Consider the following 16,570-nt stretch of genomic DNA (forward strand, 5'->3'; position numbering starts at 1 on the left):
TGTCATTACATCCAGGGTAGCACGCGCCCGAATTAGGCTGGGTTAACATTTCAATCTGCATCATCTTCACCGCTCTTTGGGCGACTCACATCCTCAAAGAGTGGGGCAGGTGCTGAGTAAGCGGGTAACCGATGGGGTTATTGTACAGTTTTGCAGATGAAAGTTACAAACATGTATCTATTACTTCTATAGGAAAAACCACTTACTTGATGTGAGATAGCTCCCACATCAAGCGGCTATGGTTATGCTTCGATGATATCTTTTAGCTGAAGTTCATCAAAAATTTGTTTTACCCACTTTTCAACGCGTTCGTTGGTGAGCTCTGGCTGGCGATCTTCATCAATGGCCAGGCCAAGGAAATGGTTATCATCTGCCATGCCTTTCGAGGCCTCGAAATGGTAGCCTTCGCTCGGCCAGTGGCCGACAATCACTGCGCCGTTCGGCTCAATGATGTCGCGGATGGTGCCCATTGCATCGCAGAAATACTCGGAATAGTCTTCCTGATCGCCGCAACCAAACAGCGCAACCAGTTTACCGTTGAAGTCGATTTCTTCCAGCGTTGGGAAGAAGTCATCCCAGTCGCACTGGGCTTCACCGTAGTACCAGGTTGGGATGCCAAGCAGCAGAATATCAAAGGCTTCAAGGTCTTCTTTGCTGCTTTTAGCAATATCACGAACTTCTGCAACATCTTTCCCCAGTTGCTTCTGGATCATTTTTGCAATGTTTTCGGTATTGCCTGTATCGCTACCAAAGAAAATGCCGACGAGTGCCATGAGTTTAATAACCTCTTGAATCTTAATGATATGGTGACTGCTGATTTTTTCGCAGATATCGCTAATGATAACAGACCGTCGTGAGCGGATAAATGAGTAATGCTGCCGGTTTTGTCGCTGAGTGCTAAGGCCCTGATACCATCAGGACGGATGACGTTGCAACTGTTCCAGCAGCATTTCTTCGATCAGTTCACTGCGGCTGATATTGCGCTCGAAAGCTAGCTGATTCAGGACATCAACCGCGTCGCTGTTCATTTTCAGTTCGACACGCTTCAGGCCGCGCACTTTATCGCGCTTGAGCTGATTGCGTTTGTTGATACGCAACTGCTCATCACGCGTCAGCGGATTAGTCTTGGGTCGTCCCGGACGTCGTTCATCTGCAAACAGATCGATCGTTGTGCGGTCCGTGTTCTCTTTTGCCATAGGAATCGTAATACTGAAAGGCTGGATTGCTGATGAATAGGGCCGTTATGCCGTCTGATAATCAGCAGCGGCAAAATTTTAGCGCGCCATCATACCCCAGCGAAAATGGTTTTCACAGCGCTAAAAAACGTCGGATTGCACGTAATACCGCATCGGGTTTCTCAGCATGTACCCAATGCCCTGCGCCGGTGATGACATGGGCACGCGCCTGCGGGAACTGGGTTAACAGTGCATCGCGATATGCATCGGCCAAATAGGGAGAACGCTCCCCACGAATGAACAGCACAGGATGTGACCAGGGGGCCAATGGCTCCCAGCCAATGATGTTTTCATAACATGCCAGCAGCGCCGGAACGTTGAAACGCCAAACACCCTCGTGGAACGACTTGAGTAAAAACTGGATAACGCCTTCTTCACTGATACTTTGACGCATCAGGGCAGTAGCTTCGCTGCGCGTGGTGATACCGGCCTCAGTCACCGCATTCAGTGCGGCAAAAATATCGTCATGATGACGCGTGGTGTAGGCCACAGGAGCGATATCAATCACTACGATCTCCTCAACACGATCGGGCGCCAGTGCGGTAATCGCCATGGCGATCTTCCCCCCCATCGAGTGACCGATCACGCTGAAACGATCGACCTGCATCGCGTCAAGCGTGTCCAGGACATCCTGAGCCATTAACGCATAATCCATCTTTTGCGCACGCGGAGACAAACCGTGGTTGCGGACATCGAGTTGAATCAAACGGCGATCGTCTTTTAATCCCCGGGCCAGTACGCCGAGGTTATCCAGGCTACCAAATAAACCGTGGATCAATACCAGTGGAAGCCCGTCAGTGGCGGATTGTTCAGATTGCAGGCGAAAATTCAAATTCATAGAGAAAGTTCTTACAGTTGGCACCAAGGCTTAGGGTATCATGGATCCCACAATTTCTGCCGCTGGCGCGAATGGCGGGTATGATCTTTTTGCGGCATATTCCGACTTTTGCCCTGAAACGGGTCTGGCGCTACACCCTGGCGGGATTTAACTTTATAATCCTGATGTTAGAACTGGATCGGCTCAACGTCATGATGGTTGCGTGGATTGTTGTCCCCGAACAACCGGTTCTGATACTAGCAACAACCGTACTGGATAAAGATGAAAACGATAGAAGTCGACGAAGAGCTATACCGTTATATTGCCAGCCACACTCAGCATATTGGTGAAAGCGCATCCGATATTTTGCGCCGTATGCTGAAGTTCACTGCGGGTCAAACTGCTCCTGTGGCGGCGAATGCTGCAGCGGCAGCCAAAGAACCTGCCGCTGCAGGTATTAAATCTGAATCCCGACCGCAGGATCGTGTTCGTGCGGTACGTGAGCTGTTGCTTTCGGATGAGTACGCGGAGCAGAAGCGTGCAGTGAATCGCTTTATGCTGATTCTATCGACTTTATACAGTCTGGATGCCAAAACGTTTGGCGCAGCGACTGAGTCTCTGCAAGGTCGTACGCGTGTTTACTTCGCGGGCAACCAGCAAACGTTGGTAGAGAATGGCACCCATACCAAGCCGCAGCACGTTCCGGGCACACCGTATTGGGTGATCACCAACACAAATACTGACCGTAAGCGCAGCATGGTGGAACACATTATGTTGTCGATGCAGTTCCCGGTGGAGCTGACAGAGAAAGTTTGCGGTACCCTCTAACTGAAGCGTCAGGGAGAAGCGCCAATGGCCAATCACCCCCGTGCCGGGCAACCCGCCCAGCAGAGCGATTTGATTAACGTTGCACAATTAACATCTCAATATTATGTCCTGCAGCCTGAACTGGGTAACGCAGAGCATGCGGTGAAATTTGGCACTTCCGGCCATCGCGGTAGCGCGGGCCGTCATAGCTTCAACGAGACGCACATTCTGGCCATCGCGCAGGCGATTGCGGAAGAACGCAAAAAGAACGGTGTAACCGGTCCTTGTTTTGTGGGTAAAGATACGCACGCGTTGTCTGAACCGGCCATCATCTCGGTATTGGAAGTGCTTACCGCTAACGGTGTTGATGTGATCGTTCAGCAGGATAACGGCTATACGCCGACCCCTGCGATCTCCAATGCGATCCTTGAACACAACAAAACCGGTGGTGCTCAGGCTGATGGTATCGTCATCACGCCTTCACACAATCCACCTGAAGATGGCGGTATTAAATACAATCCACCAAACGGTGGCCCGGCCGATACGAACGTCACGAAAGTGGTGGAAGATCGCGCTAACGCTCTGATCAAAGACAGCCTGAAAGAAGTGAAACGCATAACGCTGGATCAGGCCTGGGCCAGCGGTCACTTGACGGAAAAAGATCTGATCCAGCCTTATATTGAAGGTCTGGCTCAGATCGTTGATATTCCGGCGATCCAGAAAGCCGGTCTGAAGATTGGCGTTGATCCGCTGGGCGGTTCAGGGATTGCCTACTGGCAGCGTATTGCGGAGTTCTACAATCTTGATTTGACCATCGTTAACGATGCTGTCGATCAGACTTTCCGCTTTATGCACCTTGACCACGATGGTGTGATCCGCATGGACTGCTCGTCTGAGTCGGCGATGGCGGGTTTGCTGGCGTTGCGTGACAAGTTCGACCTGGCCTTTGCCAACGATCCTGATTATGACCGTCACGGTATCGTCACGCCTGCGGGACTGATGAATCCAAACCACTATCTGGCAGTAGCGATTCAGTATCTGTTCCAGCATCGTCCACAGTGGGGCAAAGATGTCGCGGTGGGTAAAACGCTGGTGTCCAGCGCGATGATTGACCGCGTAGTCGACGATCTGGGCCGCAAGCTGGTAGAAGTGCCGGTTGGCTTCAAATGGTTTGTTGATGGTCTGTTCGATGGCAGTTTCGGTTTTGGTGGCGAAGAGAGTGCGGGTGCTTCGTTCCTGCGCTTCGACGGCACGCCTTGGTCAACCGATAAAGACGGCATCATCATGTGTCTGTTGGCTGCAGAGATTACTGCGGTAACGGGTAAGAACCCGCAGCAGCACTACGACGAACTGGCACAGCGCTTTGGCGCACCAAGCTACAACCGTATCCAGGCTCCGGCCACTTCCGCGCAGAAAGCTGCGTTGTCAAAACTGTCCCCGGAAATGGTCAGTGCTGACACGCTGGCGGGTGATCCTATCACGGCACGTCTGACGGCAGCACCGGGTAACGGTGCCTCTATCGGCGGCTTGAAAGTGATGACCAAAAACGGCTGGTTCGCTGCGCGTCCATCCGGTACGGAAGATGCTTATAAAATCTATTGCGAAAGCTTCCTGGGTGCTGAACACCGCGAGAAGATTGAGAAAGAAGCGGTAGAGATTGTGAGTGCGGTACTGAAAAACGCCTGAGATATCAGGCAGTGAAGAGAAGGGCTCACGCAGTGAGCCCTTTTTTTATGGCATAAAGCGATAGCCCACACCGGTTTCGGTCAGCAGATGTTGGGGTCTGGCGGGGTCGCGTTCAATTTTGTGACGCAGATGCCCCATATAAATACGCAGATAGTGGCTGTGCTCAACCGCATTCGGCCCCCAGACTTGAGTCAGCAGCTGTCGCTGAGTCATCACCTTACCCGGGTGGTTAATCAGGCTGACCAGCAGACGAAATTCAATCGGCGTCAGGTGCAGGTCCGCACCGTCGCGCATCACCCGGCGGGCGGCAATATCCACCGTGACGCTACCAATATTAATTGGCGCATCCACGCTGTCGTTACCCTGCTGTGGGCGATGACGTAAGGCGACACGCACTCTTGCCATCAGCTCACCGACACCAAAGGGTTTCGTCAGGAAGTCGTCAGCGCCAGCATCCAGCGCGGTGATTTTATCCTGCTCATCACTGCGTGCCGAGAGCACAATCACCGGGATATTGCTCCACTGGCGCATATCACGAATAAATTCTGTCCCATCACCATCTGGCAGACCGAGGTCAAGTATCACCAGTTCCGGTTTGCGCGTGGCGGCTTCGATTAAACCCCGGCTCAGGGTTTCGGCATCAACCACGCGAAAACCTTCCCCTTCCAGCGCCATGCGCAGGAAACGGCGGATCTCTTTTTCATCTTCAACAATCAGAATTGTGGACACAGAACCTCAGTAGCTAAGCGGCGTGACGACGGGAAAAATGATAACAGGGCTAATTTAGCAAAAAGAACGAAGGGCGTCTGTGATTGTTGCGCTCACCCCTGATGTTAAAGAAAGGATATATTTTTCACATTCTAAGGTTAATATTTAACGAATATGTAACCTTCTTTCATTTTTTAGGCGGTTGGTGGTTTTTATTTCGACAAAAGTGGTCGGATCAGTAGTAAAATTACATCTGAAGGCGTATATTTTGTTCAGATTACACACAACCCTTTTAATCATCTCAGGAGGACGTATGAGTCTTTATCATAACTATTCATCTGCTCGGATTTTCATGCGTCGCACTGCGGTGCTGGTTATCGGCATCGCTGCGCTGCCATTTATGCTGTTTCGCGCCGATCGTGCCCGCTTTTACAGTTACCTGCATCGCGTCTGGGTGAAAACCAGCGATCAGCCCGTCTGGCTGGCACAGGCAGAAGCTGCCGGGTGTGATTTCTATTAACTGACCTCGCATTCATAAAAATCCCGCCGTCTGGCGGGATTTTTTTTGCCTGTTACACCGTGTTTTGCGCTACACTCAAATCTGTACAAGATATCTGAGGTTGTATAATTATGGGCGATAAAATTCCAGTGGGTATTAGTGCCTGTTTGTTAGGTCAGAAGGTGCGTTTTGATGGCGGCCACAAACGCAATGAATTCGCAGCTGAACATCTGGCGCCCTTTTTACACTTCGAGCCCGTGTGCCCGGAAATGGCTATCGGTTTACCTACTCCCAGGCCCGCACTGCGCCTCACTGAAGCCGGGGAAGGGGAGGTGTCACTCTGTTTCAGCAACGGACAGGATGCCCCTGTTACAGAAAAAATGGCATCTTTCTCGCAGGAGAAAATCAGCCATCTACATCATCTCTGTGGCTACATTGTCTGCGCAAAATCCCCTAGCTGTGGCATGGAGCGGGTACGTATTTACCAGCCAGATAATAACAATAACCGCAAAGCCGGAACCGGGGTCTTTACCCGGGAACTGATGGAACAGATGCCCTGGCTGCCCGTAGAAGAGGATGGCCGCCTGCACGATCCGCTGTTGCGCGAAAATTTCGTTGCGCGAGTCTATGCCCTGCATGAATTTAACCAGCTTTGGCAAAGCGGGCTGACCCGCGCCAAACTGATGGCATTTCATACGCGTTACAAGCTGCTGCTACTGGCACACTCTCAGCCCGACTACCGTGAAATCGGGCCCTTTGTCGCGAAAATGGATCAATGGGAATCGCTGGAGGATTTTGCAGTAGAGTATCGGCAGCGGCTGATGGACCTGATGAAGCAGGTGGCCTCCCGCAGCAATCACACCAACGTACTGATGCATGTTCAGGGCTATTTCCGTCGTGATCTGACATCGTCTCAGCGTCAGGAGCTGGCCGGGCTGATTGACCATTATCGTCAGGGGATCCAGCCGCTGCTGGCACCCATTACCTTACTGAAACACTATATGGCGGAATTCCCGCATCCGTGGCTGGCCGGACAGCGTTATTTTGCGCCTTATCCGGAAGCTCTGCGTCTGCGCTACGGGCATTAATCTCAGGGAGCACTATGACAACTCATCTGGTCTGGCTGCGCAATGACCTGCGTATCAACGATAACTACGCACTCCATGCCGCCTGCCGTTCAGCGAATGCCCGGGTGATAGCGTTGTTTATCGCCACTCCCGGGCAATGGGCGCAGCACCATATGGCGCCGAAACAGGCGGAGTTTATCTGGCAGAGCTTGCTTGACGTCCAGCGCTCACTGGCCAAAAAAGGCATTCCTCTTCATATCGCTGAGTGTGACGATTTCACTGCCTCTGTGGCTTTGTTACAGGACTTTTGTCGGGATCAACGTGTCGACCGTTTGTTCTATAACTATCAGTATGAAGTGAACGAGCGTCAGCGTGATGCAATGGTAGAACAGACGCTGTTTGATCAGGATGTCATGGTACAGGGACTCGACGACAGCCTGCTGCTGCCACCCGGCAGCGTGCTGACCGGCAACCGTGAGATGTACAAAGTGTTTACGCCGTTCAGCCGGGCGTTTGTGAAGCGATTGAAAGAGGGATTACCTGAGTGTCTGCCTGCTCCTGATGTCAGGAAAGGCGGGGCGATCGAAACCGATGATCGTCCCTTAAAGGCATTTGATTACCCGCGCGAAGCGGTGGACGCCCGCCTTTTCCCGGCAGGAGAGCAGGCGGCGATTGCGCGATTGCGCGAGTTTTGTCAGCAGCCTGTGACGGAGTACCCCGAGCAGCGTGACTTACCCGCCCGCGATGGCACCAGCCGCCTGTCGGTCTATCTGGCGACCGGTGTACTGTCTCCGCGTCAGTGTCTGCACCGGTTACTGAAACAGCACCCACGTGGGCTGGAAGATCAGCAGGTGTTTGTCTGGTTGAATGAATTAATCTGGCGTGAGTTTTATCGTCATCTTCTGGTGGCCTGGCCGTCATTGTGCCGGCATCAGCCTTTTACACGCTGGACCCGAGGCGTGAAATGGCGGGACGATAAACAGGGGCTGCTGGCGTGGCAACAGGGGAAAACCGGCTATCCGATTGTCGATGCAGCGATGCGTCAGCTCAACAGCCTTGGCTGGATGCATAACCGTTTGCGCATGATTACAGCCAGCTTTCTGGTGAAAGACCTGCTGATCGACTGGCGCGAAGGCGAGCGTTATTTTATGTCGCAGTTGCTGGATGGTGATTTGGCGGCGAATAACGGGGGCTGGCAGTGGGCAGCCTCCACAGGGACCGATGCCGCCCCCTATTTTCGCATTTTTAACCCTACCACCCAGGGTGAGCGCTTTGATAAAAGTGGGGAGTTTATCCGCCACTGGTTGCCAGAGTTGCGCGCGGTGCCGGAAAAATATATCCATCAGCCGCATGAGTGGGCAAAGAAAAATCAGCAAAGTCTCGATTATCCGCTGCCGATCGTGGAACATAAACAGGCGCGCCAGCAAACGCTGGATGCCTTTGAAGCAGCACGAAAACAGACGGACTGATTATGCTAAATACTGAACTCGAACAGCTGGTTAACCAGTTACTCAACAGCGCGGATTACAAAGACTATGCCCCGAACGGGTTGCAGGTTGAGGGACGCCGCGAGATTAAAAAAGTGATTACCGGTGTCACCGCCTGTCAGGCGCTGCTCGATGAAGCCGTGCGTCTGGAGGCCGATGCTGTGCTGGTGCATCACGGTTATTTCTGGAAAAGCGAAGCGCCAGCTATCAGGGGCATGAAACGTCAGCGCCTGAAAACGCTGCTGGCTAACGATATCAACCTGTTTGGCTGGCATCTGCCACTGGACGGACACCCTTCAATCGGCAACAACGCTCAGCTTGCCAGGCTGTTTGGCATTGATGTAAAAGGTGAAATTGCATTGCTGCTGCCCTGGGGTGAACTGGTTGAGCCGGTCAGTGGGGAACAGTTTGCCCAACGTATCACGACGGTACTGGGCCGCGAGCCACTGCACTGTGGCGACAATGCACCCGCGCTTATTCGTCGCGTGGCCTGGTGCAGCGGTGGCGGTCAGGGCTATATCGATCAGGCCGCTGCTTTCGGTGTTGATGCTTTTATCAGTGGTGAAGCGTCTGAGCAGACAATCCATAGCGCACGTGAGCAGGGCCTGCATTTCTTTGCTGCGGGCCACCATGCGACCGAACGTGACGGCATTAAAGCGCTGGGGGAGTGGCTGGCAAACGAGCACGGCCTGGACGTGACATTTATCGACATTCATAACCCTGTCTGAGCCTTTCCAATCGTTCAGCGCGTTCTGATGGAATGCGCTGAAGGTTGACTCCGTTACAACAATTCCGCATAACTGTCTGTCATATCTGCAATTAACCAGACTCACCTTCTTACTGGCCATTCTGTTTTGCCATTGGAGTGAGTGGTTTTTTCCCTTTTCTTATTTTCAGGAGGCGCCTTTTGCAACGAGCACGTTGTTATCTGTTAGGCGAACGCGCAGTCGTACTGGAGCTGGACCCGCCAATATCGCTCGCCAGCCAGCAACGTATCTGGGGCCTGACGCAGCGATTGCAGGATCGCCCGGAAGTGATCGAAGTGGTGCCGGGCATGAACAACATCACCGTGATGCTCAGCGATCCACAGCAGACCGCGCTGGATGCGATTGAGTGGTTACAGCAATGGTGGGAAGCCAGTGAATCACTGACGCTGGAATCCCGGTTGATAGAAATCCCGGTGGTCTATGGCGGTGATTCAGGCCCGGATCTTAATGAGGTTGCCCGCCACAGTGGCATGAGTACGTCTGAGGTAGTGGCCTGCCATGCCTCGGTGGACTACGTGGTCTATTTTATCGGTTTTCAACCCGGATTTCCGTACCTCGGTGGGTTAGATGAGCGGTTGCATACGCCACGGCGCGCCGAGCCACGTGTACAGGTTCCCGCCGGTTCGGTCGGGATCGGTGGCAGCCAGACCGGTGTTTATCCGCTGGCAGCACCGGGTGGATGGCAGCTGATTGGCCACACTAAAACGGCACTTTTTACCCCGGATACGCACCCTCCGGTGTTGCTGCGTCCCGGCGACCGCGTGCGCTTTGTGCCGCAAAAGGAGGGGGTATGTTAAAGATTATTCGTGCCGGTATGAGCACCAGCATTCAGGATGGCGGCCGTGTTGGCTGGCGAAAATACGGTATCAGCCTGGGCGGCGTGCTGGACCATCCGGCGATGCAAACCGCCAATATGCTGGTGGGCAATCCCCGCGACAGTGCGGTGCTGGAAATCACCCTGGGCCAGTTTTGTGCTGAATTCCAGCGCGATGGCTGGATAGCGCTGGCGGGGGCAGGCTGTCACGCCGAACTGGATGGTAAAGCCGTCTGGACCGGCTGGCGCACCGAGGTGAAAAAAGGCCAGCGTTTAACGTTGAGTTTGCCATTACGTGGGATGCGCAGCTATCTGGCTGTCAGCGGCGGTTACCGTGTTGATGAGCGGCTGGGATCGGACAGTACCGATTTGAAAGCCGGTTTCGGTGGTTTTGCCGGACGTAAGCTGGAAGACGGTGATATTTTGCCGCTGGGCGAACCGACACGCCAGTTCCACCAGCCGGCGGGGGTGCGTCAGTTGCTGTGGGGCAATCGGGTGCGTGCCATGCCAGGCCCGGAATATCATGAGTTCAGTGAAGACAGTCAGGAAGCGTTCTGGCGCACTGCCTGGCGGCTTAACCCACAGAGTAATCGTATGGGATATCGTTTACAGGGGCGGAAATTACAGCGTGATGCTACCCGTGACCTGCTCTCACACGGTCTGGTGCCTGGCGTGGTGCAAGTGCCACCTAATGGGCAACCTATTGTGCTGATGGCCGATGCCCAAACCACCGGGGGATATCCGCGTATTGCCTGCGTGATCGAAGCGGATCTTTATCATCTGGCGCAGTTGCGTCTGGGAGAACCGATCCATTTTGTGCACTGTACGCTGTCCGATGCCCTGCATGCCAAGAATGAGCAGCAGCGCTCACTGGATCAAATGGCCTGGGGGTTAGCAGATGAACGTCGATCTTAATGCCGATCTCGGGGAAGGAGCGGCATGTGACCGCGAGCTGTTGCAACTGGTCTCTTCAGCCAATATTGCCTGCGGTTTCCATGCGGGTGATGCGCAGACGATGTTGCAGTCCGTTCGCTGGGCACGGGAGTTCGGTGTCGCCATTGGTGCCCATCCCAGTTTTCCTGACCGTGAAAATTTCGGCCGTACGGCCATGCAACTTCCTGCAGAAACCGTGTATGCGCAGGTGGTGTACCAGGTTGGCGCGCTGAAAGCACTGACCGAAAGTGAAGGGGGCAGGCTGGTTCATGTTAAACCTCACGGGATGCTTTACAACCAGGCGGCCTGCGACCCGCAGCTGGCGGATGCGATTGCCGCAGCGGTTAACGCCGTTGATCCCGGACTGATGCTGGTCGGCCTGGCCAACAGCGAGCTGATTCGCGCAGGCGTGCGGCACGGATTAATCACCCGGCAGGAAGTGTTTGCCGACCGCGGTTATCAAACCGATGGCTCACTGGTTCCTCGTGGCCAGCCCGGTGCGCTGGTGGACAGCAACCAGCAGGCGATTACCCAAACGCTGGCGATGATTCAACAAGGGCAGGTTCAAAGCCTGAGTGGAGAATGGGTGAAGGTGCAGGCCGACACAGTGTGCCTGCACGGTGATGGCGCACACGCACTGGATTTTGCCCGACAGCTCCGGCAGGCATTCAGCCAGCAGCAGATTGTGGTGACCAGCTGCTAATACCGATTACTTATTATACGCCCTGACCATGGTTGGGGCGTTTTTTTCTGTTTCAGTAGTCAATATGGACGCTGCTGTTAATCTCTGGCCCCTTGCGGGGATCGCCGCCATCGTGGTGGGTTTTCTCTTACGGTTCAACCCGGTCATTGTGGTGGTGGTTGCCGGGCTGATCACGGGTCTGGCGGCACAGATGCCGATCGCCGATATTCTGGAAAAACTGGGTGCCGGGTTCCTTAATACCCGTAATTTACCGTTTATTCTGTTACTTCCTCTGGCAATCATCGGGTTGTTGGAGCGCAACGGTTTGAAAGAGCGTGCCCAGGCATGGATTGCGCGCATTCGAAGCGCCACGGCGGGCAGATTGATGATTGTGTATCTGTTTGCACGTGAAATTACCGCAGCGCTGGGGCTGACCAGCCTCGGCGGACATCCCCAAATGGTGCGTCCACTGCTGGCACCGATGGCGGAAGGTGCCGCTGAGAGCCGTTATGGCGAACTGCCTCCGGCGGTGCGCTACCGGCTTCGTGCTATGGCCGCCGCCACCGATAATGTCGGGCTGTTCTTTGGTGAGGATATTTTTGTCGCCTTTGGCGCGATTATCTTTATGCATAACTTTATGCAGGAGTCCGCGGGGATCCAGACCGAACCGCTGCATATTGCCCTGTGGGGGATCCCTACCGCGCTTTGTGCGTTTTTAATTCATGCAGTACGGTTGCATCGCCTCGATAAAACGCTGGCGAACGAGTTGAGTAAGCTGAATGCCAGTGCGCTGCAACAGAAGGGGGGACGCTAATGTTCCAGCAAAATTATCTGTACTGGCTGGCGGGCAGCATCCTGCTGGTGGTGGCGCTGATGTCGTGGCGTGATAAAACCAATCCCCGCCGACTGACGACCGGGTTGTTTTGGGCGTTGTATGGCCTGGTGTTCTTTGTGGGGGAATGGGCCACGGATCTGGTGGGGGCGCGTGCTCTGCATATCAGTATTGGCGTGGGGGTTGTCGTGATGGCGCTGATTGCCGGTCTGGGGGGCGTTAAGCTCGGCAGTTACTCGCAGCGTACCCCGGAACAGCGTATTGAACGGGCAGAGCGCCTGGGGAACCGCCTGTTTATGCCTGCACTGATCATCCCGGTGGTCACCGTGATTGGGGTCCTGATGTTCAACAATATTCCTGGTCTGCAACAGACGGTCTTCGGGGCCGGGAATCATGCCACGCTGGTTACGTTGTTCTCGATGTCGGTTGGCTGTCTGCTGGCATGGTTGCTGGCACTGAGGATGACGCGGGAATCCCCGGCACAGTCCTTACAGGAGGCCCGGCGTCTGCTGGACTCGATTGGCTGGGCATTTATCTTGCCGCAGATCCTGGCGACGTTAGGGCTGCTGTTCACCAGTGCGGGCGTGGGAACGGCAATTTCCCATCTGACCGAAAGTTACCTCGCCGTGGATAATCGCTTTATTGCGGTGGTGCTGTATGCGGGCGGGATGGCGTTGCTGACCATAGTGATGGGCAATGCCTTTGCGGCTTTCCCGATTGTGACGGCGGGCATCGGTATTCCCATTCTGGTGCTGCAACATCATGGTAATCCGGCCGTCATGGCGGCAATTGGGATGTTCTGTGGTTACTGCGGCACGCTGATGACACCGATGGCAGCAAACTTCAATATTGTGCCCGCCAGACTACTGGAGTTGCCTGACCGTAACGCAGTGATCAAGGCACAGATTCCAACGGGCGTGCTACTGTTAATAGCCAATATCTTCCTGTTGTATTTCCTGATGTTTTTGTGAGGAAAAAATGAAAACGGTACTGATTACAGGTTTTGAGCCTTTTGAAGGCGCGCGTATCAACCCCTCCTGGGAAGCGGCCAGCCAGTTAAATGAACGGATGATCGGTGGTGTGAAAGTGGTTGCCAGACAGCTGCCCTGTGTTTTTGGCCATTCGCTGGAAGTACTGGAGCAGGCGATTGACGAGCTGGATCCTGTTCTGGTGATTGCTGTGGCGCTGGCAGGGGGGCGTACGGATATCAGCGTTGAACGGGTAGCAATAAATATTGATGATGCGCGCATAGCGGATAATGCGGGTAACCAACCGATTGATAAACCCATTATCGTCGCGGGTCCGGCGGCTTATTTTTCAACCTTGCCGATTAAAGCAATTGTCTCCGGCATTCGTGAGGCCGGTATCCCTGCATCGGTTTCCCAAACCGCGGGGACTTTTGTCTGTAATCATGTCATGTATGGTCTGTTGCATCGCCTGCGGCGGCGTAAAGCACGGGCTGGGCTGATTCATGTGCCCTGTTCGCCCGAGCAGGCGATTGAGCGCCCGGGAACACCCAGCATGTCGCAGGCCTCGGTGGTGCTGGCGCTGGAAATGGCGATCAGTATTGCCTTGACGGTTGAAGACGATATCCGCCTCGAAGGCGGCGCAACCCATTAATTCAGAGTGAGGATCTATGCCTGAGGGCCCGGAAATCCGCCGAGCGGCGGATCAACTGGAAAAGGCAATACAAGGTAAGGTGTTAACCGATGTCTGGTTCGCATATCCGGCATTGCAAACGTATCAGCAGGCGCTGATCGGCGAACGTGTTGTCTCAATAGAAACCCGTGGGAAAGCCTTGTTGACCCATTTTTCAAATGGCCTGACGTTGTACAGCCATAATCAGTTGTACGGCGTCTGGCGGGTGGTGAAAACCGGCAGTCTACCGGAAGGAAAACGCATTCTGCGTGTTCGTCTGGCCGCGGCAGACAAGACGCTGCTGCTGTTCAGCGCATCGGAGATTGCGCTGCTGGATGCTGACGGGGTGGCCAGTCATCCCTTCCTGTTAAAGATCGGACCGGATGTCCTTGATATGTCGCTGACTGAAGAGACGGTGCGTGAGCGGCTGTTATCGCCGCGTTTTCGCCGCCGTCAGTTTAGCGGCCTGCTGCTGGATCAGGCTTTCCTGGCCGGGCTGGGTAATTATCTGCGCGTGGAGATACTCTGGCAGGCGCAGTTGGCCGCACACCATAAAGCAGAATCGTTAAACAAAGCCCAGCTTGATGCGCTGGTCGCCGCATTACTGGCAGTACCGCGTCTCTCTTATCAGACTCGCGGACAGGTGGATGAGAACCATCATCATGGTGCATTGTTTCGTTTTAAGGTATTTCACCGGGCAGGGCAGGCGTGTGAGCGCTGTGGCGGGATGATTGAGCGTACGATGCTGTCATCGCGGCCGTTTTACTGGTGTGCGGGATGCCAGAAATAAATCAGGGCGAGGCATGCCTCGCCCCAACGGGTCATATCTGCAGGAGTCGGGCATGCCCGACCCGGAAGATTATTTCTTGATGTTTGACGAGAAATCACGCTGATCGTAGCCAGTGTACAACTGGCGTGGACGGGCGATTTTTACACCATCGTCATGCATTTCTTTCCAGTGTGCAATCCAGCCCACGGTACGTGCCATCGCAAAGATAACCGTAAACATGGAAGACGGAATGCCCATTGCTTTCAGAATGATGCCTGAATAGAAGTCGACGTTTGGATAGAGTTTACGCTCAATGAAGTACGGGTCGTTCAGCGCAATGTGTTCCAGCTCCATCGCCACTTCCAGCAGGTCATCTTTCATGCCCAGCTCTTTCAACACTTCATGGCAGGTTTCACGCATCACGGTGGCACGCGGATCGTAGTTCTTGTAAACGCGGTGGCCGAAGCCCATCAGACGGAACGAATCGTTTTTGTCTTTCGCGCGGCGCAGGAACTCAGGAATGTGCTCAACGGTGCTGATCTCTTCCAGCATGCGCAGACAGGCTTCGTTGGCACCACCGTGCGCCGGTCCCCAAAGGGAGGCGATACCTGCAGCGATACAGGCAAACGGGTTGGCGCCAGACGAACCGGCGGTACGCACGGTAGAGGTTGATGCGTTCTGCTCATGATCGGCGTGCAGGATCAGAATGCGGTCCATGGCGCGTTCCAGCACCGGGTTCACCACATATTCTTCACACGGCGTAGAAAACATCATGTGCAGGAAGTTGCCGGCATAGGACAAGTCGTTGCGCGGATAGGCAAACGGCTGACCGATGGAATATTTGTAACACATTGCCGCCATAGTTGGCATTTTAGACAGCAGACGGAACGCAGCGATTTCACGATGGCGCTCAATGTTGACGTCCATAGCATCATGATAAAATGCCGCCAGCGCACCGGTAACACCACACATGACTGCCATCGGATGTGAGTCACGGCGGAAGCCACGGAACAGATGGTGAATCTGCTCATGCAGCATTGTATGGCGCGTCACAGTGAGTTTGAATTCTTCAAACTCTTTCTCGGTTGGTGGTTCACCATTCAGCAGGATGTAACACACTTCCAGGTAGTTTGAGTGCAGCGCTAACTGGTCAATCGGGAAACCACGGTGCAGCAGAATGCCTTCATCACCGTCGATATAGGTAATTTTAGATTCGCAGGATGCAGTAGAAGTAAAGCCGGGGTCAAAGGTGAAATACCCTTTGGAACCCAGATTCCGGACATCGATTTCTTCCTGACCCAACGTACCTTTCAGTACATCGAGCACGATAGGATCTTCGCCATCCAGGGTTAGTGTTGCTTTTTTATCAGCCATTTACAGTCTCCTTAGCGCCGTATTTTAGGGATCTTTATCACCAGGAAAGTCATATTCCCCAGCCTTGTGTCTGGCGCAGAAGGTCATCATCTCTGTGGCATCTTTTTGCGTGCAGGGTACAGAGTGACGGGCGCGTGCTGGCCGGGATGACATATTACTGATGCGTAGCATGGTTGTATAAAGACCCGGTTTGGTAATGACTTACGTTGTCGTCAAAACCTGATGCTTTATGGGTAATCCCAACCAATGTTACATAACTTGTGCTTAGGGGAAAGTGTATCCCCATAACTTTTGTGCATCATAGAACTTTTATTCGTCCGTTTGTAACAAGAATGTTGAACTTTTGTCAAATCAGATAATTAAAATTGTATCAATTATGAAAACCGTGAGAGTGATCACTGTTCCGCTGAAATGTTCCCAAAGAGTTTGTAGGGGAATTGTAATGAGAATGTGAT

18 protein-coding genes are annotated in these 16,570 nt (G+C 53.7%); 13 read left to right on the top strand and 5 right to left on the bottom strand.

The genetic code is table 11. The annotated features are described in order from the left end of the window. Nucleotides 1-242: 242 nt before the first annotated feature. The 3 genes from fldA to ybfF form a co-directional block, all read right to left on the bottom strand. On the bottom strand, nt 243-773 hold the full coding sequence (gene fldA / locus FVB43_RS13300; protein WP_133845550.1) for a flavodoxin FldA: 531 nt from the start codon (nt 771-773) through the stop codon (nt 243-245). 141 nt (nt 774-914) lie between these two features. After that, nucleotides 915-1,196 (bottom strand): LexA regulated protein, encoded by a 282-nt coding sequence (gene ybfE, locus FVB43_RS13305; RefSeq protein WP_133845548.1) that lies wholly within the window; start codon nt 1,194-1,196, stop codon nt 915-917. 112 nt (nt 1,197-1,308) lie between these two features. After that, complete coding sequence (gene ybfF / locus FVB43_RS13310) at nt 1,309-2,073, bottom strand: esterase (RefSeq protein ID WP_133845546.1); 765 nt, start codon at nt 2,071-2,073, stop codon at nt 1,309-1,311. Nucleotides 2,074-2,334: 261 nt separating this feature from the next. On the opposite strand from ybfF, the gene seqA reads away from it, so the two are divergent. After that, nucleotides 2,335-2,880, top strand: coding sequence for a replication initiation negative regulator SeqA (seqA, locus tag FVB43_RS13315; RefSeq protein WP_133845544.1), 546 nt, complete (start codon nt 2,335-2,337; stop codon nt 2,878-2,880). Between the two features lie 24 nt (nt 2,881-2,904). Further along, nucleotides 2,905-4,545 carry a phosphoglucomutase (alpha-D-glucose-1,6-bisphosphate-dependent) gene (gene pgm / locus FVB43_RS13320; RefSeq protein WP_133845542.1) on the top strand — a complete coding sequence of 547 codons (1,641 nt, stop codon included), beginning with the start codon at nt 2,905-2,907 and terminating at the stop codon, nt 4,543-4,545. A 45-nt stretch (nt 4,546-4,590) separates the two neighbouring features. Here pgm and kdpE read toward each other — a convergent pair whose 3' ends face one another. After that, nucleotides 4,591-5,274, bottom strand: a complete 684-nt coding sequence (gene kdpE, locus FVB43_RS13325) for a two-component system response regulator KdpE (RefSeq protein ID WP_133845540.1) — start codon at nt 5,272-5,274, stop codon at nt 4,591-4,593. 292 nt (nt 5,275-5,566) lie between these two features. Between kdpE and FVB43_RS13330 the strand changes: the two genes are divergently transcribed. The 11 genes from FVB43_RS13330 to nei all read left to right on the top strand — a co-directional run bounded on the left by FVB43_RS13330 (nt 5,567) and on the right by nei (nt 14,762). After that, nucleotides 5,567-5,773: a YbfA family protein gene (locus tag FVB43_RS13330; RefSeq protein ID WP_133845539.1), complete on the top strand. Its 207-nt coding sequence runs from the start codon at nt 5,567-5,569 to the stop codon at nt 5,771-5,773. A gap of 110 nt (nt 5,774-5,883) precedes the next feature. Continuing rightward, complete coding sequence (locus FVB43_RS13335; RefSeq protein WP_133845537.1) at nt 5,884-6,840, top strand: YbgA family protein; 957 nt, start codon at nt 5,884-5,886, stop codon at nt 6,838-6,840. Between the two features lie 14 nt (nt 6,841-6,854). Then, on the top strand, nt 6,855-8,288 hold the full coding sequence (phrB, locus tag FVB43_RS13340; RefSeq protein WP_167864132.1) for a deoxyribodipyrimidine photo-lyase: 1,434 nt from the start codon (nt 6,855-6,857) through the stop codon (nt 8,286-8,288). Nucleotides 8,289-8,290: 2 nt separating this feature from the next. Then, a complete protein-coding gene (locus FVB43_RS13345) occupies nt 8,291-9,034 on the top strand; it encodes a type 2 GTP cyclohydrolase I (protein WP_167864133.1) in 744 nt (247 codons plus the stop codon). Between the two features lie 179 nt (nt 9,035-9,213). Beyond that, the gene (gene pxpB / locus FVB43_RS13350; protein WP_133845532.1) at nt 9,214-9,870 is read left to right on the top strand and encodes a 5-oxoprolinase subunit PxpB; all 657 of its coding nucleotides are present in this window, start codon (nt 9,214-9,216) and stop codon (nt 9,868-9,870) included. Continuing rightward, nucleotides 9,864-10,802: a 5-oxoprolinase subunit PxpC gene (gene pxpC, locus FVB43_RS13355; protein WP_133845530.1), complete on the top strand. Its 939-nt coding sequence runs from the start codon at nt 9,864-9,866 to the stop codon at nt 10,800-10,802. Before pxpB ends, pxpC begins: the two co-directional genes overlap by 7 nt. After that, nucleotides 10,786-11,523: a 5-oxoprolinase subunit PxpA gene (pxpA, locus tag FVB43_RS13360; protein WP_133845528.1), complete on the top strand. Its 738-nt coding sequence runs from the start codon at nt 10,786-10,788 to the stop codon at nt 11,521-11,523. The genes pxpC and pxpA overlap by 17 nt, the downstream gene beginning before the upstream one ends. A gap of 64 nt (nt 11,524-11,587) precedes the next feature. Then, nucleotides 11,588-12,316, top strand: a complete 729-nt coding sequence (locus tag FVB43_RS13365) for a DUF969 domain-containing protein (protein WP_133845526.1) — start codon at nt 11,588-11,590, stop codon at nt 12,314-12,316. Further along, on the top strand, nt 12,316-13,305 hold the full coding sequence (locus tag FVB43_RS13370; protein WP_167864134.1) for a DUF979 domain-containing protein: 990 nt from the start codon (nt 12,316-12,318) through the stop codon (nt 13,303-13,305). Before FVB43_RS13365 ends, FVB43_RS13370 begins: the two co-directional genes overlap by 1 nt. Nucleotides 13,306-13,312: 7 nt before the next feature. After that, nucleotides 13,313-13,954, top strand: a complete 642-nt coding sequence (gene pcp, locus FVB43_RS13375; RefSeq protein WP_167864135.1) for a pyroglutamyl-peptidase I — start codon at nt 13,313-13,315, stop codon at nt 13,952-13,954. Between the two features lie 16 nt (nt 13,955-13,970). Continuing rightward, nucleotides 13,971-14,762, top strand: a complete 792-nt coding sequence (gene nei, locus FVB43_RS13380; protein WP_133845520.1) for an endonuclease VIII — start codon at nt 13,971-13,973, stop codon at nt 14,760-14,762. Nucleotides 14,763-14,831: 69 nt separating this feature from the next. Here the strand turns inward: nei and FVB43_RS13385 are convergent, their stop codons facing one another. Then, nucleotides 14,832-16,115, bottom strand: a complete 1,284-nt coding sequence (locus FVB43_RS13385) for a citrate synthase (RefSeq protein ID WP_133845518.1) — start codon at nt 16,113-16,115, stop codon at nt 14,832-14,834. Nucleotides 16,116-16,570: the final 455 nt, after the last annotated feature.

The sequence above is a fragment of the Erwinia rhapontici genome (assembly GCF_012271765.1).
Taxonomy (GTDB): Bacteria; Pseudomonadota; Gammaproteobacteria; order Enterobacterales; family Enterobacteriaceae; genus Erwinia; species Erwinia rhapontici.